Origin of the sequence: Allobosea sp. LjRoot9 (assembly GCF_964252745.1) — a bacterium.
GTDB lineage: Bacteria > Pseudomonadota > Alphaproteobacteria > Rhizobiales > Beijerinckiaceae > Allobosea.
This window is the reverse complement of the sequence record NZ_CAXUPC020000002.1, coordinates 901,569-921,594: the sequence shown is the minus strand read 5'-3', so window position 1 is coordinate 921,594 and position 20,026 is coordinate 901,569. Positions and strand designations below refer to the sequence as shown.

At 65.7% G+C, this 20,026-nt stretch carries 18 protein-coding genes and 2 tRNA genes; 12 read left to right on the top strand and 8 right to left on the bottom strand.

Annotated elements, in window-relative coordinates; all coding sequences use genetic code 11:
• Nucleotides 1–122 precede the first annotated feature (122 nt).
• The 5 genes from ACSQ3P_RS12935 to ACSQ3P_RS12915 all read left to right on the top strand — a co-directional run bounded on the left by ACSQ3P_RS12935 (nucleotide 123) and on the right by ACSQ3P_RS12915 (nucleotide 5,744).
• Nucleotides 123–1,625 (top strand): ABC transporter substrate-binding protein, encoded by a 1,503-nt coding sequence (locus tag ACSQ3P_RS12935; RefSeq protein WP_436165943.1) that lies wholly within the window; start codon nucleotides 123–125, stop codon nucleotides 1,623–1,625.
• A gap of 148 nt (nucleotides 1,626–1,773) precedes the next feature.
• Complete coding sequence (locus tag ACSQ3P_RS12930; protein WP_436165942.1) at nucleotides 1,774–2,721, top strand: ABC transporter permease; 948 nt, start codon at nucleotides 1,774–1,776, stop codon at nucleotides 2,719–2,721.
• Nucleotides 2,714–3,610, top strand: coding sequence for an ABC transporter permease (locus ACSQ3P_RS12925; RefSeq protein WP_436165941.1), 897 nt, complete (start codon nucleotides 2,714–2,716; stop codon nucleotides 3,608–3,610). The genes ACSQ3P_RS12930 and ACSQ3P_RS12925 overlap by 8 nt, the downstream gene beginning before the upstream one ends.
• Before the next feature lie 32 nt (nucleotides 3,611–3,642).
• The gene (locus ACSQ3P_RS12920) at nucleotides 3,643–4,692 is read left to right on the top strand and encodes an ABC transporter ATP-binding protein (RefSeq protein WP_436166251.1); all 1,050 of its coding nucleotides are present in this window, start codon (nucleotides 3,643–3,645) and stop codon (nucleotides 4,690–4,692) included.
• Nucleotides 4,689–5,744 (top strand): ABC transporter ATP-binding protein, encoded by a 1,056-nt coding sequence (locus ACSQ3P_RS12915; protein WP_436165940.1) that lies wholly within the window; start codon nucleotides 4,689–4,691, stop codon nucleotides 5,742–5,744. The genes ACSQ3P_RS12920 and ACSQ3P_RS12915 overlap by 4 nt, the downstream gene beginning before the upstream one ends.
• 149 nt (nucleotides 5,745–5,893) lie before the next feature.
• Here ACSQ3P_RS12915 and ACSQ3P_RS12910 read toward each other — a convergent pair whose 3' ends face one another.
• Nucleotides 5,894–7,084: a nickel/cobalt efflux protein RcnA gene (locus tag ACSQ3P_RS12910; protein WP_436165939.1), complete on the bottom strand. Its 1,191-nt coding sequence runs from the start codon at nucleotides 7,082–7,084 to the stop codon at nucleotides 5,894–5,896.
• A 141-nt stretch (nucleotides 7,085–7,225) separates the two neighbouring features.
• Nucleotides 7,226–7,789: a GNAT family N-acetyltransferase gene (locus ACSQ3P_RS12905; RefSeq protein WP_436165938.1), complete on the bottom strand. Its 564-nt coding sequence runs from the start codon at nucleotides 7,787–7,789 to the stop codon at nucleotides 7,226–7,228.
• Nucleotides 7,790–7,915: 126 nt separating this feature from the next.
• On the opposite strand from ACSQ3P_RS12905, the gene ACSQ3P_RS12900 reads away from it, so the two are divergent.
• The 4 genes from ACSQ3P_RS12900 to cueR all read left to right on the top strand — a co-directional run bounded on the left by ACSQ3P_RS12900 (nucleotide 7,916) and on the right by cueR (nucleotide 12,396).
• Nucleotides 7,916–8,206: a metal-sensing transcriptional repressor gene (locus tag ACSQ3P_RS12900; RefSeq protein WP_069689517.1), complete on the top strand. Its 291-nt coding sequence runs from the start codon at nucleotides 7,916–7,918 to the stop codon at nucleotides 8,204–8,206.
• Between the two features lie 124 nt (nucleotides 8,207–8,330).
• Entirely contained in the window at nucleotides 8,331–8,978 is a 648-nt protein-coding gene (locus ACSQ3P_RS12895; RefSeq protein WP_436165937.1) for a hypothetical protein, read from the top strand.
• Between the two features lie 247 nt (nucleotides 8,979–9,225).
• On the top strand, nucleotides 9,226–11,766 hold the full coding sequence (locus tag ACSQ3P_RS12890) for a heavy metal translocating P-type ATPase (RefSeq protein ID WP_436165936.1): 2,541 nt from the start codon (nucleotides 9,226–9,228) through the stop codon (nucleotides 11,764–11,766).
• 147 nt (nucleotides 11,767–11,913) lie between these two features.
• Nucleotides 11,914–12,396: a Cu(I)-responsive transcriptional regulator gene (cueR, locus tag ACSQ3P_RS12885; protein ID WP_436165935.1), complete on the top strand. Its 483-nt coding sequence runs from the start codon at nucleotides 11,914–11,916 to the stop codon at nucleotides 12,394–12,396.
• A gap of 544 nt (nucleotides 12,397–12,940) precedes the next feature.
• On the opposite strand, the gene ACSQ3P_RS12880 is transcribed toward cueR, so the two are convergent.
• From ACSQ3P_RS12880 to ACSQ3P_RS12860, 5 genes are read right to left on the bottom strand one after another with little or no spacing between them, the layout of a single operon-like run.
• A complete protein-coding gene (locus tag ACSQ3P_RS12880) occupies nucleotides 12,941–13,234 on the bottom strand; it encodes a copper-binding protein (RefSeq protein ID WP_436165934.1) in 294 nt (97 codons plus the stop codon).
• A 32-nt stretch (nucleotides 13,235–13,266) separates the two neighbouring features.
• A complete protein-coding gene (locus ACSQ3P_RS12875) occupies nucleotides 13,267–13,761 on the bottom strand; it encodes a cupredoxin domain-containing protein (protein WP_436165933.1) in 495 nt (164 codons plus the stop codon).
• 27 nt (nucleotides 13,762–13,788) lie between these two features.
• Nucleotides 13,789–15,261, bottom strand: coding sequence for a multicopper oxidase family protein (locus tag ACSQ3P_RS12870; RefSeq protein WP_436165932.1), 1,473 nt, complete (start codon nucleotides 15,259–15,261; stop codon nucleotides 13,789–13,791).
• Nucleotides 15,262–15,282: 21 nt separating this feature from the next.
• Nucleotides 15,283–16,749, bottom strand: coding sequence for a TolC family protein (locus tag ACSQ3P_RS12865; protein WP_436165931.1), 1,467 nt, complete (start codon nucleotides 16,747–16,749; stop codon nucleotides 15,283–15,285).
• A gap of 17 nt (nucleotides 16,750–16,766) precedes the next feature.
• On the bottom strand, nucleotides 16,767–16,982 hold the full coding sequence (locus tag ACSQ3P_RS12860) for a hypothetical protein (protein ID WP_092174580.1): 216 nt from the start codon (nucleotides 16,980–16,982) through the stop codon (nucleotides 16,767–16,769).
• A gap of 190 nt (nucleotides 16,983–17,172) precedes the next feature.
• Between ACSQ3P_RS12860 and ACSQ3P_RS12855 the strand changes: the two genes are divergently transcribed.
• Nucleotides 17,173–17,937: a response regulator gene (locus tag ACSQ3P_RS12855; RefSeq protein ID WP_092174582.1), complete on the top strand. Its 765-nt coding sequence runs from the start codon at nucleotides 17,173–17,175 to the stop codon at nucleotides 17,935–17,937.
• A 5-nt stretch (nucleotides 17,938–17,942) separates the two neighbouring features.
• Nucleotides 17,943–19,370, top strand: a complete 1,428-nt coding sequence (locus tag ACSQ3P_RS12850) for an ATP-binding protein (protein WP_436165930.1) — start codon at nucleotides 17,943–17,945, stop codon at nucleotides 19,368–19,370.
• A gap of 35 nt (nucleotides 19,371–19,405) precedes the next feature.
• Here the strand turns inward: ACSQ3P_RS12850 and ACSQ3P_RS12845 are convergent.
• A tRNA-Gln gene (locus ACSQ3P_RS12845) sits at nucleotides 19,406–19,480 on the bottom strand.
• 147 nt (nucleotides 19,481–19,627) lie between these two features.
• Here ACSQ3P_RS12845 and ACSQ3P_RS12840 point away from each other — a divergent pair.
• Nucleotides 19,628–19,704, top strand: a tRNA-Pro gene (locus ACSQ3P_RS12840).
• The last annotated feature ends 322 nt before the right edge of the window (nucleotides 19,705–20,026 follow it).

Below are 20,026 nucleotides of genomic sequence, written 5' to 3'. Positions count from 1 at the left end.
TTATAACATATCAGATCGACGGCATCATGAACTCGGCGGGGCCGCCTTCGCGGGCGCTCCATCCGATATCGCGAGAGCAAGTCGGCGAGACGGGAACAGCGAACAACAACGGAGTCGTCAGCATGATCACGCGAGCAGGGTTTGTTGCAGCCTTCCTCTCCACTCTCGGCGTTGCGGGGGCGGCTTCCGCGCAGGGCGGAAAATTCGTCATCGCCGAGAATTTCCCGCCGCGCGCCGGCTTCGCGCTCGAAACCGACGACGCCAACGTCCTGTCCAAGGCGGGCTGTCTCGAAATGCTGACGCGCATCGATTTCGACGGCAAGCTGAAACCTGCGCTCGCGACCTCGTGGACGCAAACCGCGCCCGATGCCTGGGATTTCACCTTGCGCAAGGGCGTCAGCTTTCAGGACGGCCAGGCGCTGACGGCGGCAAACGCCGCTGCCGCGCTCAATGCGGTGCTCAAGGTCACCGCGCCGGCACGCGCCTTTTCGCCCAAGCTGATCAAGTCGGTCGAGGCGATCAATGAGGACACGGTGCGCGTGACCACGCCCGTCGCCTCCGTGCTGACGCCGCTGCGGCTGGCTGCGGCCAATACCGGCATCCTTTCGCCGGCGGCCTATAAGGACGGCAAGATCGACCCCGTCGGCACCTGCACCGGCCCCTTTGTCATCACCCGGGTCAACGGCCAGCAAGGCATGTCGCTGAAGCGCAACGACAAATACTGGGGCGGGGCGGTCAAGCTGGCGGAGGTCGAGATCAAGTTCATCCCCGACGCCAATGTCCGCGCCACGCAGGTGCGCACTGGCGAGGCCCATGTCGGCGCGGCGGTTCCGGCCTCGACGCTGGCCACATTGAAATCGACCGCGGGCCTCAAGATCGAGAGCATCGCCACGCCACGCACCAGCACCTTGCTGATCAACACCAAGAAGGCGCCACTCGACAATCCCAAGGTCCGCCAGGCCCTGCAGATGGCGCTCGATCTCCAGGGCATCGCGGCCAGCGTCTATGAAGGCTCGGTGCAGCCCGCTGTCGGCCCCTTCGCTCCGGCCGAACCCTGGGCTCCCAAGGGCGCCAAGCCTGCGGCCTATGATCCCAAGAAGGCGCAGGCTCTCCTGGCTGAGGCCGGCATCAAGCCCGGTTCGCTGACGCTCGATCTCTTCGCCTATGTCGAGAAGATCGAGTTCAAGGATCTCGCGGCGATCCTCCAGGACCAGTTCAATGCGATCGGCGTCAAGGCCAATATCCGCGTCGCCGAATACAAGGCGTTGGAGCCAGATATTATCGCGGGGAAATATGATCTGGCGCTGCTCTCGCGCAGCCATTTGGTCGATGTCGCCGATCCCGCGGGATATCTGCAATCGGACTATGGTTGCGGCGGCGGCTACAACCTGTCGCACTACTGCAACGCCAAATTCGACGAGAAACTGGCCAAGGTCGCCGGCGAGGCCGACCCCGCCAAGCGCTACGCCGTCTATTCGGAACTGGCTCAGGATCTGCAAAATGACGCGGTGAACATCTTCGTCATCCACGAGGCCGGCAACGACGCCTACAGTGCGAAAGTCCGCAACTACAAGATCCATCCGCTGTATCAGTATACGCTGACGCCCGAACTCTCACTCGAGTGAACTGCCGCTTCGCCAACACCGGAGGCGTCCCACGATTCTCGCGGACGCCTCCGCTGCAAACCCTGGAGCCTTGCGCGAAAAGTGGACACCGATTTTTCGCAAGAGCAATGCGCCAAACTTTTGGCATCGCTGCGGAGAGGAACCTGCCATGTGGCTCTTCGTTACCCGCCGACTGGCCGTTCTGCTGCTGACCTTGCTGGTGGTGTCGGTCTTCGCCTTTCTGATCCCCTATCTCAGCGACGGTGACCCGGCCGTGCTGGTCCTGCGCTCCCGCGTGGCCGATTTCCAGGTCGATCAGGCCGCGGTCGAGGCGCTGCGCCAGCAGCTTGGGCTCGATCGCTCCCTGCTCGCGCAATATCTGGGCTGGCTCAACGCGGCGCTGCATGGCGATTTCGGTTATTCCTACACCAGCCGCGCTCCGGTGATCGACCAGATCGGCCGCGCTCTGCTGGTTTCGATCACGCTCGCAATGTCGGCGCTCGGCATCGCCATCGTCATCGCGGTACCGCTGGGCACGGCGGCGGCGACGAGGCCGGGCGGGCCCATCGACACCGCCGCGACCTTCATCACCCAGACGCTGGTCGCGATCCCCGAATACTGGATGGCGCCGATGGGCATCCTGGTCTTCGCGCTCTATCTCGGCTGGCTGCCTTCGGCGGGCTGGGACGGCATGTCGTCGCTGGTGCTCCCGGCGATGGTGCTGGCGCTGCGGCCTTTGGCCTATTTCACCAGGGTGACGCGCGCGGCGATGATCGACGTGCTGCAGGCTCCCTACATCACCGCCGCGCGCAGCCGGGGCCTGGGCATGACGCAGACGGTGCTGCGCCATGGCGTGCGCAACGGCGCCATTCCCGTGGTCACGTTGTTTGCGCTCTGGCTTGCCGGCCTGCTCGGCGGTTCGGTCGTGGTCGAGGTCATCTTCGCTATCCCCGGCATGGGCCGATTGATCTACGAGGCGGTGATCAACAAGGATATTCCGGTCCTGCAGGCGAGTTTCGTCGCGATCGTCGCCCTGTCCGTGCTGATCAATACGCTCGCCGACATTCTCTACGCGGTGCTCAATCCGATGGTGAGGATGGCCCATGCACATGCCTGACGCCATGGCCGCACCGCTCTTCGATGTCGCGAACAAGGCTGCCTCGCGCCCCTCCATCCTGCGCCGCGCGCTAGGTTTCGCGCGCCAGCGGCACTGGGTCTTCTCCGCCGGCGTGGTGATGTTCGCCATGGTCCTGCTGCTGCTCTGCTGCGCGCATTGGCTGGCACCCTATGATCCTGCCTCGCAGAGCCTGCTGCAGCGCTTGCAGGGGCCGAGCAGCCGGCATTGGCTGGGCACGGACCATCTCGGCCGCGACCAGCTCAGCCGCCTCCTGGTCGGCGGCCATTTCGCCATCATCATCGCCGCTGTGACCCTGGTCTTGTCGGCGGTGATCGGCACGGTGGTCGGCGTGATCAGCGCGCGCCAGGGCGGCCTCGTCGACGAGATCACAATGCGGATCGTCGATCTGCTGATCTCCTTTCCCGACGTCGTCGTGGCGATCTTCCTGATCGCGCTGATGGGGCCGGGCTATGGCACGCTGATCGTGGCGCTGACGGTGGTGAGCTGGACGCCCTTCGCCCGGCTGGCGCGCGGGCTCGCGATCGAAATCAATGCCAAATCCTATATCCGGGCCGCCGAGATCCTGGGCTGCTCGCGCCGCTTCATCATCCTGCGCCACATCATCCCCAACGCGATCCGGCCCTTGGCGGCGATGGGGTTCCTGCGCTTCGGCCACAAGCTCATTACCGTCGGCGGCCTGTCCTTCATCGGGCTCGGCGTCCAGCCGCCCCATGCCGACTGGGCGGCAATGATGGCGAGTTCCCAGCCCTATCTCGAGCGTGCCCCGCTGCTCGTCATCTGCCCCGGCCTCGCGATCTTCCTGACCGCGCTCAGCGTGACCTGGATCGGCCAGGGCCTGGAGACCAAGCGCAAGACGGCAGGAGACTAGGCATGATCGCACCAGCCGCCATCGGGACCGAGATGCATCCAGCCGTGAACCTTCAGCCTGTGGCTGCGCCCGGCGCGGAGCCGTTGCTGACGATCGAGGGGCTGAAGGTCAGGATCGGAACGGGGGCTCGTCCGGTCATCGACGGCCTCGACCTCGAGATCAGGCGCGGCGAGGTCGTGGCGCTCGTCGGCGAGTCCGGTTCGGGCAAGAGCCTCACCGCCCTGTCGGTCCTGCGGCTGCTGCCGCCCTCGGTTTCGATCACGAGCGGCTCGGTCCGCTTCGGTGGCGACGATGTCGGCGCGATGCGGCCCGCCGCCCTGAACGCGCTGCGAGGCGGCCGCATCGGCATGATCTTCCAGCAGCCGCTCGCCATGCTCGATCCGACCTGTCGCGTCGGCGATCAGGTCGCCGAAAGCCTGCGTATCCACCGCGGCCTCAGCCGTGAGGCTGCGCTGGAGCGGGTCGTCGCGCTCTTCCGCGAGGTCGGCATTCCCGCGCCGGAGACGCGGCTGCGCTGCTATGCGCATGAGCTTTCGGGCGGCATGGCGCAGCGCGTGATGATCGCGGCCGCGCTCAGCGCCGATCCCGATTTGCTCATCGCCGACGAGCCGACGACAGCGCTCGACGTCACCGTCCAGGCCCAGATCCTGCGCCTGCTCGACGAGCAGCGTCGGAAGCGCAACATGGCGGTGCTTCTGATCACGCACGACCTTGCCGTGGTGGCTGCGCTCTCGGAGCGGGTCGCGGTGATGTATGCTGGTCGCCTCGTCGAGGAAGGGCCGACGCGCGAGGTCCTGAGCGCACCGCGCCATCCCTATACCAAGGCGCTGATCCGCTGCTCCCTACTGCAGCGGGACGAGACCGGCGCGCTGGTTTCGATTCCCGGCGGCGCCGCCTCGGCGCGCGACATCGCTAGCGGCTGCCGCTTCCAGCCCCGCTGCAGCGTCGCGGCGACGTCCGAGCACGCGCATGCCTGCTGCAGCGCCGAGCCGAGCCTGGAATGCTGCAGCGGCCAGCACAAGGCGCGCTGCTGGAGCGTCAACGCTGCTCCCACGATGCCTGCCGTGGAGCACAGGGCATGATCGCGACATCGGTTGCCCATGCCTCGCCGAACCTTGCCTCGCCGAACGCGATCGAGGTTCCGCATCGGGAGCCTGCGCCCTTCGTGGTCGTGGATGATCTCGTGAAGACCTACCCGGTTGCCGGCTGGGGCCCGGGCGGCCGGCGCGTGGTCAATTCGGTCGATCATGTCTCCCTGTCGATTCCAGAGGGCGAAGTGCTCGGCCTCGTCGGTGAATCCGGTTGCGGTAAGAGCACGATCGCCCGGTTGCTGGTCCGGATGACGAGCGCCGACAGCGGCTCGATCACGATCGCCGGCAAGGATGTGGCGCAGCTGCGCGGCCATGACCTGCTTGATTTCAGGAAGCAGGCGCAGCTCGTTTTCCAGGATCCGTTCGGCGCGCTCGATCCGCGCATGCGGCTCGGCCATAGCCTCGACGCTCCCCTCAGCGCGCATGGCATGGGCGATCGCGGCCAACGCCGCGCCATGGTGCTGGAGATGCTGCGCGAGGTCGGGCTCGATGAGAGCTTCTACGACCGCGTGCCCGGCGAGTGTTCCGGCGGGCAGCTCCAGCGCGTCGTGATCGCGCGTGCGCTGATCCTGAAGCCGCGCTTTCTGGTCTGCGACGAACCGACCTCGGCGCTCGATGCCTCGATGCGGACGCAGATCCTGAACCTGCTGCTCGATCTCAGGAAGCGCTTCTCGCTGACTCTGCTGATGATCTCGCATGACCTGCGGGTCGTGCGCTATCTCTGCGACCGGATCGCGGTGATGTATCTCGGCCAGATCGTCGAGATGGCGCCGCGCGACGAGCTCTTCGAGCGACCCCGCCACCCCTATACCAAGGCCCTGATCGCGGCCTCGATGCTGGAGGAGAACGGGCTCTATGGCGCAGCCGCGCTGGGGGGCGAGCCGCCGAGCCCGATCAACCCGCCGCATGGCTGCCGCTTCCATGGGCGCTGCCCCCAGGCCGAGGCGCTGTGCCATGCGCAGCCGCCAGAGCTGGCTCCGCTCGGGGACGGGTCCCTGGTGCGCTGCCATATCGCACAGCGCGAGGGTGCGTTCGCTTCCTGACCGGGAATTGTTCTAGCTCTTTGTTTTGACGCGCTTTCTTCACGCGACCCGGTGCCCACTTCGCTCGAAAGCGCTCTCATCTTAAACGCATCAGGGGGAGCGTCTTGGACGCTCCCCCTGATGCGTTGTGTCGCTCAACCTGGCGTCGCTCAACCTGCCTTTGGCTGGGTGGCTGGCGTGCTCTGCGCGGCCGGAGCCTGATGCTGCGCCTGCAGCCCGGTCCAGCCGTGATAGCCGGTATAGAGTCCGACGAGGACGATCAGCGCGCTGGAGAAATACGGCGCGCGGCCGGCCACGGTCGAGAGCCAGCTCACCCGCTTCGTCGCCTGCCGGACGCTGATCGCGGCAACCGCTCCGACCGTGACCAGCGTGATCGCAAGCCCGATCGAGAAGCACAGCACGAGAACCGCGCCGAGCGTGAACTGCTTGATCTGGACGCAGAGCAGCAGGACCGTGATCGCGGCGGGGCAGGGGATCAGCCCTCCGGTCAGGCCGAACATCACGATCTGCCAGGTCGTCACCTCGCGATTGGTGAAGCGCTTGCGGATGTCGTTGGCATGGGAGAGCTCATGCGCGTCCATATAGCCGTCGGTGGCGACGGCGAGGCCTTTCTCCTGGCGGTGCAGGGAATCGGTGCCCGCCATGCCCTGGAGGAACGAGACGTCGTAATCATGTTCGTGGTCGCCATGGTCGAGGCTGAGCCGCACCATGAAATCATAGGGTTCGGCGATCGTCTCGGCCGATTCCATATAGCCGTCGCGATCGAGGAAGCTGAAGACCTGGCTGGTGCCGTCGGGGCGCTCGGTGGTGATCTTGACGTATTCGCCGGCCCATTTGTCGCCGCTGATGACGGTCAGGCGGAAATGCGCCGGCTTCTCCGGTGGGATCTCCAGCGACATGAAGCCGTGGCCGGTATCGACGCGATGCGACAGCGCGGTCTTGGCCTTGTTCTTCTCATAGGCCTCGACCTCGCGCGCATATTGCTTGGCGCGCTGCTGGTCCTGCCAGGTTCGCCAGAACATCCAGGAAGCGATGCCGATGATGATGACCGCCGAGGCGAGCTGGAAATAGGGCTCCGTGGTCTCGGGATCGAGGCCCTTGAAGATGTACATGCCTCCCAGAGCCACTGCCCAGACGACGAGCGTGTGCGAGAACGTCGCGGCGAGCCCGAGCAGCACGGCCTGGAACACGGTGCCGCGCACAGCGACGATGAAGGCGGCCATCATCGTCTTGGAGTGGCCGGGCTCGAGGCCGTGAAGCGCGCCGAGCAGGATCGCGCTCGGGATGAACAGCCAGGCATTGCCGGCCCCCTGGGCCAGCAGTTCGGTGAATGACGGCACGACAGTGCTCCTCAGATCCGGACATGCCGCTGAGCCGCCGCACCGGCCGGTCCAACCGGCTCTGGTCGAGGGCGCTTTGCTTCCTGTCCTCGTCTTCTCGATCCCGGGGAGGCGCCTGGACTTGTGCCGGCGCTTGCCCGATCAAGCTGGTGTGTTCGACAAGCTCTTGTCGAAATGGGTTGTGGCCTCGTCGCTCGCGATTTCGGTATAACCGCGTCCCCGCCAGAAACCGATCGTCGCCGCAGTGTCGGCGTTGGCGTGCAAATAGAGAGTCGTAAAGCCCAGGCGCCTGGCTTCGGCTTCAGCAAGCGTGTTGAGCCAGCGTCCGATCTGGCGGCCGCGCTGGTCCTTGCGGATATAGACGCGAACGAGCTGCGTGACCTGTTCCGGGTGAGGATAGCGCGTGGCGAAGGCTGCTGCCAGCTTTGGCTTCCATGTCAGGCAATACAGGCCGGCCGCCGCAACGAGCGACCCGTCCGGCGCGCTCAATGTCCAGAATGCGCCACGGTTGCGCGCACTGAACCAGGATTGCTCCGGCCCCAGCGTCAGCGAGTCGAGGTCGGCATGCCAATCGACCCGATAGTCGGAGCCGTAGAATTCCTTGATCACGTCGAGGCAGAACTGGCGCGCGGCCTTATGCTGCTCGCCGGATTCGTCCGGCAGCAAAGCGAGCGTCAAGCCATGAGGAGTATCGGCCATCGACATCAATCCAGCTCAAGCCATGCCAGCGAAGGTGCTGGCTTTTCGACAAGGCTCGTAAGGGCCAGAATTCAGCTTCCACTTGCCAGTCGTCGTATTTGGCTATAACCCCTCCAGGGGGATAGGATCAAGATGAAAAACGAACCGCACGAGAAAATCCATCACCACCGCCATCCGGAGATCATCACCCGGCTGAAGCGGGCCGAGGGCCATCTGCGCTCGACGATCGAGATGGTGGTGAATGTGCGCTCATGCCTGGAGATCGCGCAGCAATTGCAGGCGGTCGAAAACGCCGTCGCCAATGCGCGCAAGATCTTGATCCAGGAGCATATCGACCACTGCCTGGAAGAGGCGGCCGGTCACATCCCCACAGATGCGCGCGAGCTCCTGAAGGAGTTCAAGGCGGTCACGAAATTCCTCTGACGCCCAGATTCTTCTGGCACCCAAGATTCTTCTGACGCCCCAAATTCCTCCGACGCCCTTGGCGCGGAGCGATAGCCAAGCCGGCGGGATGGGCCTGCCGGCGCGAATGAAGCGGAGACCGAACATGTCGCAGCCAGCATCGATCCATATGGGCCACGGTCAGATGGTGGACATCGTCGCGCGCGATGCCGGGCAATGGGAAATCGTCTTCAGCGAGGCCGGCGTGCCCGACTACAAGGCGCCGCCGCTGAACGAGGTCGAGGTCGATGCGATCGACACCCAGGGCCGGATTCATCCCCTCGCCATCTCGGCCAGCGGAAACGTCTCCTCCGTGCTCGCCAGCGGCCATGTCGAAGGCGCCTATCGCGTCCGCATGCGCGTCGTTCACGGCACGCATTTCCATACCCGCGAATCGCTCCTGCCGGGCGCGGCAGTGCTGCCGCCGAAACTTGGCGCACGCGGAGGCGCGCTGGTTGCGCTCGACGGCGGGCTCGAGGCCGAGGTCAAGCGCCTGGACGAGACGCGCTGGGAGATCAGCTTCCTGAAAGGCGGGGCCGTCGTCGCGCCGCCGCCGGCTGAGAGCGTGGTCGTGCAGGCGATCGGCCCGCGCGCCGAGGACTACCAGATCCGTAACCTCGCAACCGAGCCGGGTGAAATGCCCTCGACCCTGATCGCCGGCGGCAAGATCAAGGACGCAACGCATGCGCGCCTGACCATCAAGAGCGAGGTCGGCGAGCAGATCCGCGGCTTCCCGATCGTCAGCGCAGCCTGAGGCGGCGAAACCGCGACCGCGCATTCGCCCGCGGCATCTCCGCGCGAGAGCCGGATGATTTCAGACGGGGTCACTTCGTGATCCCGTCTGAAATCTGAATCCGTCTCTCATCTAAAAGTGAGAGCAGGATCAATGCGAAAAACCGGTGCCCACTTTTTCGCATCCTGCTCTAGGCTGGCGAGAGGCTCTTGACCTTCCCATTATGGGAAGGAGCATATCTCTCGCCAGATAAGTCTGGAGTGACGTCATGTCGACTGACACGGTTCTGAAAACGACGGCCGGGCGCAGCACGCAGCTCGACATTCCTGTCGGCGGCATGAGCTGTGCCTCCTGTGTCGGCCGGGTCGAGCGCGCGGTCGCGGCGGTGGAAGGTGTGGAATCGGTCGCGGTCAATCTCGCGACCGAACGCGCCCATGTCGTCCTGTCCTCAGTGAAGGTCGATCCAGCGGCCATCGGCGCGGCCATTCGCAAGGCTGGCTACGAGCCCTCCGAGAGCACGGTCGAACTGAGCGTCGCCGGCATGAGCTGCGCCTCCTGTGTCGGCCGTGTCGAGAAGGCGCTGAAGGCGGTGCCCGGCGTTCTCGAGGCGAATGTCAACCTGGCGACCGAACGGGCCTCCGTGCGCGTTCTGGGGGGAGCGGACATCGCGTCCCGGCTCGCGGCTGCGGCGACGGCCGCCGGCTATGCCGCCGAGCCCATCCAGGCCGGCATCGATATGGCAGATCGCGAGCGCCAGGCGCGCGAGGTCGAGCAGACGAGCTTGCGTCGGGCCGTCATCGCGGCGGCCATCGCCACCATGCCATTGCTCGTCTTTGAAATGGGGATGCATCTCTCGGAGACGCTGCATCATTTTCTGGCGGGGAAGGTCGGCGAGTTCAACATCAAGGTGATCTCGTTCCTGCTCGCGAGCTTCGTGCAGTTCGGCCCGGGCCTGCGCTTCCTGCGCAAGGGCTGGCCGGCGCTGCTGCGCGGCGCGCCCGACATGAATTCGCTGGTGATGCTGGGCACCAGCGCGGCCTATCTCTATTCGACCGTGGCGACCTTCGCGCCGGACTGGCTGCCTGACGGCACGGACTACACCTATTTCGAGGCCGGCGCGGTTATCGTCACGCTGATCCTGACCGGGCGCTGGTTCGAGGCGCGCGCCAAGGGCCAGACCAGCGAGGCCATTCGCCGCCTGATGTCGCTGCAGGCGAAATCCGCCCGCGTGCTGCGCGATGGCGCCGAGGTCGATGTCGCGATCGAGACCGTGGTGCCCGGCGACATCGTCATCGTGCGGCCCGGCGAGCGTATCCCGGTCGATGGCGAGGTTCTCGAAGGCCTCTCCTATGTCGATGAGGCGATGATCACCGGCGAGCCGATCCCGGCACGCAAGGAGCCGGGCGCGACTGTCACCGGCGGTACCGTGAACGGAACCGGCGCGTTCCGCTTCACCGCGCGCAAGGTCGGTGCCGACACGCTGCTCGCCCAGATCGTGCGCACCGTCGAGGCCGCGCAGGGCTCGAAGCTGCCGATCCAGGCGCTCGTCGACAAGGTGACGATGTGGTTCGTGCCTGCCGTCATCGCATTGGCGCTGCTGACCTTTGCCGCTTGGCTGGTTTTCGGTCCAAGCCCCGCCTTCGCCTTCGCGCTGGTCAACGCGGTCGCGGTCCTGATCATCGCCTGCCCCTGCGCGATGGGGCTGGCGACGCCGACCTCGATCATGGTCGGCACCGGCAAGGGCGCCGAACTCGGCATCCTGTTCCGCCAGGGCGAGGCGCTGCAGTCGCTGAAGGATGCCAGGATCGTGGCGCTGGACAAGACCGGAACGCTGACCAAGGGCCGCCCCGAATTGACCGACCTTTCGGTCGCGCCGGGCTTCGCGGAAGACGAGGTGCTGCGTCTGGTCGCCTCGGTCGAGGCGCGCTCCGAGCATCCCGTCGCTGAAGCGATCGTCGCGGCGGCCCGTTTGCGCGGATTTGCGCTCGCGGAGCCGGCGGAATTCGCCGCCGAGCCCGGCTTCGGCGTCAAAGCCAAGGTCGAGGGCCTGGCGATCGAGGTCGGCGCCGACCGCCTGATGCGCCGCCTGGGCCTGGATCTCGCAGCCTTCGCCGATCAGGCCGAGCGATTGGCCACTGCGGGCAAGACGCCGCTCTATGCCGCGATCGACGGCAAGCTCGCAGCGATCATCGCCGTCGCCGATCCGATTAAGGAGACCACGCCCGCGGCCATCGCCGCATTGCACGCGCTTGGCCTGCGCGTCGTGATGATCACCGGCGACAACAAGGGCACGGCCAAGGCCATCGCCGCACGGCTCGGCATCGACGAGGTCGTGGCGGAGGTTCTGCCGACGGGCAAGTCCGAGGTCGTCAAGACCCTCCAGGCCGGCGGCGTCAAGGTCGCCTTCGTCGGCGACGGCATCAATGACGCGCCTGCCTTGGCCCAGGCCGATGTCGGCCTCGCCATCGGCACGGGCACCGACATCGCCATCGAGAGCGCCGATGTCGTCTTGATGTCGGGCGATCTCAACGGCGTCGCCAAGGCGATCGCGCTGTCGCAGGCGACGATCGCCAATATCCGCCAGAATCTGGCCTGGGCCTTCGGCTACAACATCGTGCTGATCCCGGTTGCCGCCGGCGCGCTCTATCCGGCCTTCGGCATCCTGATGTCGCCGATGTTTGCAGGCCTCGCCATGGCGCTGTCGAGCGTCAGCGTGCTGACCAACGCGCTGCGGCTCAGGCGCTTCGGCGGTGTTGCAGCCACGGCGCCGCTGCAAACCCCCGCAGCGAAACTCGCGCCGGCCGAGTGAAGCGATCGCAAGAGCAGGATGCGAAAAAGTGGGAATCGGTTTTTCGCATTGATCCTGCTCTCACTTTTAGATGAGAGACGGATTCAGATTTCAGATGGAATCACTGCGTGATCCCATCTGAAATCATCCGGCTCTAGGAGACGGGCCATGAACATCGGACAAGCCGCCAAGGCCTCGAATGTGACCGCCAAGATGATCCGCTATTACGAGAGCATCGGGCTGATCACCGCGCCGATCCGCACCCAGGCCAATTACCGCGTCTATGCCAATGACGATGTCCACGCGCTGCGCTTCGTCAAGCGGGCGCGGAATCTGGGCTTCTCGATCGAGGAGGTGCGCGAATTGCTGGCGCTCTGGCGCGACAAGAGCCGCGCCAGCGCCGATGTGAAAAGCGTCGCGATGAAGCATGTCCAGGATCTCGAAACCAAGATCTCCGAGCTCCAGGCGATGGCGCGCACGCTCTCGCATCTCGCCCGGACCTGCCACGGCGATGGCCGCCCGGACTGCCCGATCCTGGCCGATCTCGCCGACCCGGCCGCGTCGCTCGCGCCAGTGCCCGGCAAGCCCAAGCGCAAGGCGCGGCAGGAGGCCGACTGCGCCTGCCATGAGGAGGCGGTGCTGCCTGCCTAGAGCCGGTATCCGGATGGCTTGCGCCAGGTTGCGTGCGTCGGCGTGAGGGCTCGGGAGGTTTCCTGACAGCCTTGTGGCGCAGGTCGTTCATCCTCGGAACCACGGTGTCATCCCGGACAAGCCGCGTAGCGGCGCCGATCCGGGATCCATTCCTGAGCCTTGCCAGGCAGCGCTCCGGCATGGATCCCGAGTCTCCGCTTCGCTACGCCCGGGATGACGGCGTATAGGTGGGTAGGACAGAGCCATCACCGGAGTCCGCTGGAACATCCTTCGAGACGCCGCTACGCGGCTCCTCAAGTGAGGGCTCACCTTTCCAAACGGGCTTTAAGTGCTGAGCGACGGCGTTGCTCTCTCCCGTCATTCCGGGGCACGCCGAAGGCGTGAGCCCGGAACCCAGAACCGATGCGTATCGTCGTGAAGCGAGCCGGCTGCCCGTGCCTTCTCAAGCAGCGGCATCGGTTCTGGGTTCCGGGCTCGATCCTTCGGATCGCCCCGGAATGACGGCGGAACCCCAGCCATAAGTCGGGGTCAAAGGCCGTTGGTATTACTTCGCCTTCTGCAGCTTCGTGACCGTGATCTGGCCATTGACCCGGTCGGCGGTGAACATCACCTTCTGGCCGGCTTTCACATCCTTGAGCATGGCGGGATCGGCCGCCTTGAACACCATCGTCATCCCGTCCATGTCGAGGTTCTTGATCGGTCCGTGATCGAGGGTGATCTTGCCCTGGGCCTCATCGACCTTCTTGACCGTCGCGCTCACCAGCGGAGCGTCCTGCGCCAGCGCTGCCCCGGCAAGGCCGAGGCTGACGAAGGCGATCGTGAGAAGTCTGCGCATCATGGTCTCCGTCGTTGGTTTGGGAGCAAGGTTCATCACTTGACGACGACCTTGCCGGTCATGCCCGCCTCGCGGTGGCCGGGGATCAGGCAGGAAAAATCGAACTCGCCGGCCTTGGTGAACTGCCAGACGATCTCGCCGGTCTTCTTTGGCGCGAGGCGCTTGGCGTTCGGGTCGTCATGCTCCATGTCGGGGTTCTTCTGCATCTCGATGGCGTGCTTCAGGTTCTCCTCGAGCGTCGCCAGCACGAGTTCATGGTCGAGTTCGCCATTGTTGCGCAGCTGGAACTTGACCTGCTCGCCGCGCCGCACCTCGATCCTGTCGGGAATGAACTGCATCTTGCCGTCGCGCTCGCCCATCGAGATCTGGATCAGGCGGGTTGGTTTCTTCGGGTCGCCGGGCTTGCCATAGGCGGTCTCGTCGCCATGGCCGTGGCTGTGGCCGGCAGCGCCTGGCGCGGCGAAGGCCGCTCCGGTCGAGAGCAGGAAGGCCAGAGCGGCCAGTTTCGGTATCGACATCGTCCGCTTCATGCGTTCGCTCCTGTCCGGTGGTTTAGGTCAGTGGTTGGAATGCGGGTTCTTGGCGGCGGGCAGCGGCTTGCCGTCCGGGCCGAGCCTGGGCTTGCGCGGATCCTTGACCCGCCACTCCGTCGGCTCGATCTTGGCGCCAGGTGTTTGCTTGGCGCCAGGCGCGATCTGGGCTTTAGGCGGCTGCGCGCGCGGCGCCTCGGTCAGGCCTGCGCCCTTATATTCGTAGGCCACGGTGCCTTGTGGGTTCTTGTAAGAACCGGGATCCTTGTAGTCGCCCTTCGCCAACCCATCGCGCACCTTCACCACCGAGAACATGCCGCCCATCTCGACCGGGCCGAACTGGGCGAAGCCGGTCATCATCGGCAAGGTGTTGTCGGGCAGCGGCATCTCCATGCCACCCATCTCGCCCATGCCGTTCGAGCCCATCGGCATGTAGCCGGGCGCGATCTTGGCGATCCGCTTGGCGAGGTCCTTCTTGCCGACGCCGATATAGGTCTTCACCGAATGGCCCATGGCGTTCATCGTATGGTGCGATTTGTGGCAATGGATCGCCCAGTCGCCCGGCTCATCGGCGACGAAGTCGAAGGCGCGCATCTGGCCGACCGCGCAATCGACCGAGACCTCCGGCCAGGCGGCGGCAGGGTCGACCCAGCCGCCATCGGTGCAGGAGACCTTGAACTCGTAGCCATGCATATGGACCGGGTGGTTGGTCATGGTCAGGTTGCCGAAGCGGATGCGGACCTTGTCGTTGAGGCCGACGACGAAGGGATCAATGCCGGGAAAGACCCGGCTGTTCCAGCACCACAGATTGAAATCGAGCATGGTGTTGACCTTCGGCACATAGGAGCCGGGCTCGATGTCGAAGGCGTTGAGCAGGAAGACGAAGTCGCGGTCGACGCGGCGGAAGGCCGGGTCCTTCGGATGCACCACGAAGAAGCCCATCATGCCCATCGCCATCTGCACCATCTCGTCGGAATGGGGATGGTACATATAGGTGCCCGAGCGCCGGAGCTCGAACTCGTAGACGAAGGTCTTGCCGGGCGGGATATGCGGCTGCGTCAAACCGCCGACGCCGTCCATGCCGTTGGGCAGGCGCTGGCCGTGCCAATGGACGGTGGTGTTCTCCGGCAGCTTGTTGGTGACGAAGATGCGGACCTTGTCGCCCTCGACGGCTTCGATCGTCGGCCCCGGCGACTGGCCGTTATAGCCCCAGAGGAAGGCCTTCATGCCCGGTGCGAGCTCGCGCTCGACCGGCTCGGCGACGAGGTGGAACTCCTTCCAGCCCTCCTTCATCCGCCAGGGCAAGGTCCAACCGTTCAGCGTCGCGACCGGCTGGTAGTCGGGCCCCGATGTCGGCACGAGCGGGGCCTGCGTCGTCGCCTCCGCCATGGTCGGCGCTTCCGGCACCGAGGCGAAGGCGGTTCGCCCGGAGACGGCGGCCGCGCCCGCGAGCACGAGGCCCGACGAGCCGATGAATCCCCTGCGTGACAATGCGGTCATGTCGATGTCCTATCGCTGGGTTCAGTGCGCTGGCGCATCGCCGCCGCCGCCGGCCGAAGCAACGACGGCTCCACCGCCTCCGCCGACCCCGCCGCCGATGATCGCGTGCTTGAAATCGGTATGGGCGATCCAGACATCGCGCCGGGCGTTGATCGCGGCGACATTGGAGAGAATGCGGCCGCGCGCATCGACGATGAGCTGGGTCACGTCGATCAGCATGCCGTTATACTGCAGCAGCGCCTCGTCCTGGATGATCTTGCGCAAGGGCAGCACGTTGGTCTGGTACTGCCGGGCGATCTCGTGGGAGCCGCGATAGGCGGTATAGGCCTCGCGCGCCTCGGAGCGGACATTGACCGCCTTCTCGGCAAGCTTGTTGGCGGCCTGCATATAGGTCTGCTCGGCCTGGACGATGCGCGACTGGCCGAAATCATAGAGTGGGATCTCGATCTCGAGCTCCAGCGTGCGGCTGCGCTTCGCTTCGCGCTCGATCTCGCCATTGGCCAGGACGCTGCGGCCACGGTCATAGGTGCGTCGACCCAGGAGATCGATATCGTTCACGAAACGGGTCGCCTGCGTCAGGCCGAGCGACTTGGCGAGGAGGTCGAGCTCGGAGCGCGCGACCTGCACGTCGATGCGCTTGCGCAGCGCCTCGGCCTCAACAGCCTTGACGGTCTTCAGCGGTGGCAAGGGCGGCAAGGTGCCGGGTAGCTTGAACTTGAGGTCATCGCCCCAGAGGCCGAGCTGGCGCACCAGCCGCTCGCGCTCCTGGCGCTGCTGCAGCCTGGCTTGCGCAAGCTGTGCGCCGAGTTCGGCGTCGAAGGCGAATTCGCGTGCCTGGTTGAGCTTGTTGACGCCGCCGGATTCGCCCAGCCGCTTGAACAATTCGGAGGCCGCGTCGGATGACGCCTTGGCCTCCTGGAAGAAGGCTGCCTGGGCATTGGCTGCCACAGTGCGATAATATTGCCGCCGCGTCTCGGCGGCGAGCTTCAGCACGGCCTCGGCCGCGCGCAATTGGGCCGCGCCAAAGCGATCGCGCGCGATCTCCGCCCGCGCCGGCAAGGTGGCAAGCGCGAGCAGGCTTCCCGCGACCTGGCGCTCGATCTCGATCTCGAACCGGCCTGAAAGCTTGGAGATGCCGAAGCGCGGATTGGGCGGCAGGCTGGCCGCGACCATCTGCGCCTCGGCGATGCCGAGTTCGTTGAAGGCGGCTTGCAGGCCGCGATTGTTGAGCAGTGCGATCTGGACGGCGCTGTCGGCCGTCAACGGCGCCTTTAGAAGCTTGTCGACCCGCACCTTGGCTGTGCCGGCGGAGGCATCGTCGCCGATCTTGACGACATCCTTGTTCAGCTCGGAATAGACGATGGCTTGCGCCGTTCCGACGCCGCCATCGGGCGAGAAGCTGGCGCAGCCGCCGAGCAGGCCGGCGATACCGGCCAGCAAGGCGAGGCGGGAGATCCGGGCCGCTTGGATGGAGGTAGGGATGGGCAAGGCGGTTCTCGTCTTGGTCATGATCGCGGACCGACCTGACGATTGAGCTCGCGCCAGTCCTTGGGCTCTGCCGGGCGCAGCGTGGCCGACCCCGCGCCGACGCTCTGATAGGCCAATGCCGGAACGCGGATATCGGGATCGGCCGGTCGCGCCAGATAGCGCGGAACAGGCGCGGCCGAACAGGCGCCAAGCGTCAGTCCGAGCAAGGTGATGAGGAGCAGTCTTGGGCGCATCGCGGGGTGGCGTGTCCTGAGCGTCGATGGCATTTGGGTAGCAACCGGGCCCGGCCCGCGTCCGTTACAAATTGTTGCGATGCCGGCCGCGCACGCAGAGCCGAGTGGCGCTATCCTGCAAATGAGACTGGGGGCTCTTCGCTCCCGCAGACGACATGTGCAGCTGATGCGCAGGCAGGGATAACCGGATTTGGATCAGGCACCCGTCACAGCAACGGCCGACGACCACGGCCATGTCCTGGTGGTGGATGACGACCCGCAGATCCGCCTGCTGGTCGCGCGCTTCCTGCAGCGTCACGGCTATCAGGTGACGGGCGCGCCGGATGGCCGCGTGATGCTCGAAATCCTGGCGCATACGGCGATCGACCTCGTCATTCTCGATCTGATGCTGCCGGGTCGCTCCGGCATCGAATTATGCGGCGATATTCGCGCGACCTCGCAGGTGCCGATCGTGATGCTGACCGCCCGCAGCGAGGAGAGCGATCGCATCCTGGGCCTGGAGGTCGGCGCCGATGACTACGTCACCAAGCCGTTCAGCCCGCGCGAATTGCTGGCGCGGGTGCGCGCCGTGCTGCGGCGCGCCCGGGCGACGCGCAAGGCGGATGCCGGCCAGGTCAATCAGTCCGTGGCCTTCGACGGCTGGAGCGTCGATCTGCGCCGGCGCGAACTGGTCTCGCCTTCGGGCACGCTGGTCGATCTCTCCACAGGCGAATTCGACCTGCTCGTCGTCTTCGTCGAGCATGCCAACCGTGTGCTCTCGCGCGAGGCGCTGATGCAATACGCCAAGGCCAGGACCAGCGACGATCCCTTCGACCGGACGATCGATGTCCAGATCAGCCGACTGCGCCGCAAGCTGGAAGCCGACGCCCAGGGCGGCCAATTGATCAAGACGGTCAGGGGCGCGGGCTATATCTTCACGCCCGATGTCAGGTCGCGCGCAGGGCAGCGGGCGTGAGGAGCATGCTGAAACGGGGTCTGCCCGACACGGTGGCGAGCCGGGCCATCCTGGTCCTCGTCGTGGCGCTGCTGGCTTTCCATCTCGCCGGCTACTGGGCCTATCATATCGGCGTCGAGAGCCAGGCGACGCAGCAGAGCGCTCGCGGCCTCGCCGAGCGCATCGTTTCGATCAAGCGCGCCATCGCCAGCATTCCGCAGGAGCCCGAGCGCGACCGCGTCGCCCATGACCTGTCGAGCGCGAGCCTCGAAGTGCATTGGAGCAAGGTCAGCCTGGTTCTGGGCACGGCGCCGGCGACCGAGCGCACCAAGGCGATGGAAGCCCGGCTCAAGGAGCTCGTGCCTGATCTCGCGGCCGAATCCTTCCGCCTCGGCTTCGCCGATGATGGCGCGCTCCGCTCGGGCGAGGCCGATGCCTACCGCCATATGATGCTGGTCTCGGTCAGGCTCGAGGATGGCTCCTGGGTGAATTTTTCGTCGACGGCGGGCGCGGCTCAGCATGGTGATGACGGGCTGATGACCGTGATGATCTGCCTCGGCATCGGCATCATCGTCGTCGCCGTGCTGCTGCTGCGCTGGGCGACGCGGCCCTTGCGCGATCTCGCTATCGCCGCCGAGCGCTTCAGCCTCGACCAGACGCCCCAGCCGCTCGATGAGTCCGGCCCGGCCGAGGTGCGCCGCGCCGCGCGCGCCTTCAACACCATGCGCGAGCGCATCCAGCGCCTCGTCGGCGAGCGCACCCAGGCGCTCGCCGCCGTCTCGCATGATCTGCGCACCCCGATCACGCGTTTGCGCCTGCGCTCCGAATTGCTCGAGGACGAGGCGACGCGCGATCTCGTCGACGCCGACCTCTCCGAGATGGAGGCGATGATCGATTCGACACTGGAATTCCTGCGCGGCGGCGACTCCAGCGAGGCTGCTCGCCCGATCGACATCGTCTCGGCGCTGGAAACCATCGTCGATGACGAGGCCGATCAGGGCCGCCGGATCACGCTCGAGGCGCGCGCCCATGGCCGCGTGCTCGGCCGCCTGCTCGCCCTCAAGCGCGCCTTCTGGAATATCGTCGGCAATGCGGTGAAGTACGGCGACAGCGCCGTCGTCGTGATCGCGGAAACGCCGACACAGTTCGCGATCACGGTCGAGGATGACGGCCCCGGCATTCCCGAGGCGCAGATGGAGCGCGTCTTCCAGCCCTTCGTGCGATTGGAGGAATCGCGCGGCCGCGAAACTGGTGGCTCGGGGCTGGGCCTGACGATCGCCCGCGCTGTCATCGCCTCCCATGGCGGCGAGATCGCGCTGGCGAATCGCCGCGAGGGCGGCCTGCGCGTGACGATCACCCTGCCGAAACTGGATCCGTCAGCACGTCAGCCGGCGGATGCGGTTCAGGACCGCCCTGCGCAATCAGGGGCGGCCGCTGAATCACGACCAGTTTGACTGCGGCAGCCGATTTGGAGGTTTTTGCGGGGAACTGGCTGGGGCGGGAGGATTCGAACCTCCGAATGGCGGTACCAAAAACCGCTGCCTTACCACTTGGCGACGCCCCAACGTGCCGCGCCTTCTAGAACGCGGCGCAGCCGCGCGCAACCATTCGCACCGCGGCAGAATATCTCTTTGCAGAAATCGGCGTCACAATGCCCCGGAGGCTGTTGCGCCCGCGCCCGACGCTGGCTATAAGCCCGGCACCAGCTAATCGGAGTGTGGCTCAGCCTGGTAGAGCACCTCGTTCGGGACGAGGGGGTCGCAGGTTCAAATCCTGCCACTCCGACCACTGGATTTCCCGAATATTGTTGATTTTACGCGAATTTCGGCCTTGGGCCGCCCCTTCCTAGGAAAGGGCGGTACACATGGCGTTTGCGCTGCGCATGGCTAAGCTTACGAGAGACCCCAAGACTGGAAACTGGCGGACGCGAAAGATGATCCCCCTCGATTGCCGAGCAGATTTCGGCAAGCGCGAGGAAAAGTCGATTTGGCCAGCGCATCTCACGGGTCGCCGGCTTGCCGCAACCCGGAGCCGCGGCAAAGGCCAGCCATCCGATGATCCGATTATTTGCGTCCCTGCCCTGAGAGACAGACGCGAAAATAACTGTCGA

Coding starts and splice junctions, on each gene's coding strand:
- ACSQ3P_RS12860 (WP_092174580.1), bottom strand. CDS start 16,982: ATGCGCCCAAGACTGCTCCTCATCACCTTGCTCGGACTGACGCTTGGC.
- ACSQ3P_RS12920 (WP_436166251.1), top strand. CDS start 3,643: ATGCATCCAGCCGTGAACCTTCAGCCTGTGGCTGCGCCCGGCGCGGAG.
- ACSQ3P_RS12870 (WP_436165932.1), bottom strand. CDS start 15,261: ATGACCGCATTGTCACGCAGGGGATTCATCGGCTCGTCGGGCCTCGTG.
- cueR (WP_436165935.1), top strand. CDS start 11,914: ATGAACATCGGACAAGCCGCCAAGGCCTCGAATGTGACCGCCAAGATG.
- ACSQ3P_RS12895 (WP_436165937.1), top strand. CDS start 8,331: ATGTCGCAGCCAGCATCGATCCATATGGGCCACGGTCAGATGGTGGAC.
- ACSQ3P_RS12925 (WP_436165941.1), top strand. CDS start 2,714: ATGCCTGACGCCATGGCCGCACCGCTCTTCGATGTCGCGAACAAGGCT.
- ACSQ3P_RS12880 (WP_436165934.1), bottom strand. CDS start 13,234: ATGATGCGCAGACTTCTCACGATCGCCTTCGTCAGCCTCGGCCTTGCC.
- ACSQ3P_RS12905 (WP_436165938.1), bottom strand. CDS start 7,789: ATGTCGATGGCCGATACTCCTCATGGCTTGACGCTCGCTTTGCTGCCG.
- ACSQ3P_RS12930 (WP_436165942.1), top strand. CDS start 1,774: ATGTGGCTCTTCGTTACCCGCCGACTGGCCGTTCTGCTGCTGACCTTG.
- ACSQ3P_RS12875 (WP_436165933.1), bottom strand. CDS start 13,761: ATGAAGCGGACGATGTCGATACCGAAACTGGCCGCTCTGGCCTTCCTG.
- ACSQ3P_RS12900 (WP_069689517.1), top strand. CDS start 7,916: ATGAAAAACGAACCGCACGAGAAAATCCATCACCACCGCCATCCGGAG.
- ACSQ3P_RS12915 (WP_436165940.1), top strand. CDS start 4,689: ATGATCGCGACATCGGTTGCCCATGCCTCGCCGAACCTTGCCTCGCCG.
- ACSQ3P_RS12890 (WP_436165936.1), top strand. CDS start 9,226: ATGTCGACTGACACGGTTCTGAAAACGACGGCCGGGCGCAGCACGCAG.
- ACSQ3P_RS12935 (WP_436165943.1), top strand. CDS start 123: ATGATCACGCGAGCAGGGTTTGTTGCAGCCTTCCTCTCCACTCTCGGC.
- ACSQ3P_RS12850 (WP_436165930.1), top strand. CDS start 17,943: ATGCTGAAACGGGGTCTGCCCGACACGGTGGCGAGCCGGGCCATCCTG.